General features: G+C 36.7%; 2 protein-coding genes. Both read left to right on the top strand.

Features of this window, described 5'->3' with window-relative positions; translation table 11 throughout:
- Nucleotides 1–384: IS66 family insertion sequence element accessory protein TnpB (tnpB, locus tag H8718_RS20185; RefSeq protein WP_249334853.1), on the top strand; the 384-nt coding region annotated here is incomplete at its 5' end.
- A 107-nt stretch (nucleotides 385–491) separates the two neighbouring features.
- Nucleotides 492–1,594, top strand: a 1,103-nt coding sequence (gene tnpC / locus H8718_RS20190) for an IS66 family transposase (protein ID WP_249334854.1), incomplete at its 3' end; no start/stop codon positions are given.

A 1,594-nucleotide genomic window follows, 5' to 3' on the forward strand; every position in this document is an offset into this window, starting at 1 on the left:
AACACATACCATCAATGCACTACGGCATTTATGTTAGGTAATATCTCAAACGTACAATCCATCTTTATTGTGTGCGGTTATACAGATATGAGAAAATCAATCGATGGACTTGTTGCGATCATTAAAGATACCTATGATTTAAACCCTTTTGATAACAGTTTATTCTTATTTTGTGGTAGACGAGGAGATCGGTTAAATGCAATCCATTGGGAACAAGATGGATTTGTACTTATGTATAAACGTCTAGAAGGTGGTCGGTTCCAATGGCCACGTTCTAAAGAAGAGGTTCGAGATATTACTTGGCAAGAATTCAGATGGCTTATGGAAGGTCTTTCAATAGATCAACCAAAGGCATTAAAAAAGGTATCTCATAGAGATGTATAGCACCTCTAAACCCTTTATAAACAAAGGGTTAGAGAGATGTTTAACTGGAAATTCTTGTCGAAATAGGGTATAATCATTGTAATACTAACAGGGAGTTTTATACCATAATGACACAAGAAGAATATATCAAACAACTGGAAAACACAATTGAATCTTTAACTGCACAAATAGAAAATTTGACAGAAACAGTTCATTATCTGACTAAGAAACTCTTTGGGCAATCGAGTGAAAAAACTAAGATTGATATACAAGGGCAACTTGGTCTTTTTGACGAAGCTGAGGTTTATGCTGATTCAAAAGCTCCAGAACCAACCTATAAAGATATTGCTGGATATGAACGTAAAAAAGGTAAAACAACTCGCGAAGTAGTAACAAAAAACTTAGAAATCATTGAAGTACCTTGTACACTACACGAGGATGAGAAAAATTGTCCTTGGTGCAATACCGAACTTAAACCTATAGGCAAAGAACAAGTTCGTGAAGAGATTCAATTCATTCCAGCTCAAGTAAAACTTATTCGATATATACGTTATGCGTATGAGTGTCCTACATGTAAAGAAGATGGCTATGCTGTTATTTCTAAAGCAGCTACGCCATCACCAGTCATGAGACATAGTCTTGCATCACCTTCATCTGTAGCTCATGTTATGTATCAGAAATATGTCAATGCAATGCCATTATATAGACAAGAAAAAGAATGGGAACAATACGGAATTAAACTTAGTCGTGCAACACTTGCCAACTGGGTTATTCGTTGTGCCCAAGATTGGCTTGTACCGATTACAAAAGCATTGCACAAAGAACTTCTTAAACGTGAAGTGTTACATGCTGATGAAACCACACTTCAGGTGTTAAATGAACCCGGTAAGAAAGCAACAACTGACTCTTACATGTGGCTTTATCGCACAGGTAATGATGGAAAAGCACCTATTATCTTGTATGATTATCAATCATCTAGATCAGGGGAAAATCCTAAAAACTACCTGGTGGGCTTTGAAGGGTACCTACATACCGATGGTTATAATGGGTATGAAAAAGTACAAGCTATTAAGCGATGTGGCTGTTGGGCTCACCTAAGACGGTATTTTGTGGAAGCCATTCCTACCACTCCTTCTAAAGATGGTAAACTTTCTAATGGTGAGATTGGTAGAGATTACTGTAATAAACTATTTGAGATAGAAAGAAAGTTGACCGATCTATCTCCAGAAGA

The organism is Zhenhengia yiwuensis, assembly GCF_014384995.1.
GTDB classification, from domain to species: Bacteria; Bacillota; Clostridia; order Lachnospirales; family Cellulosilyticaceae; genus Zhenhengia; species Zhenhengia yiwuensis.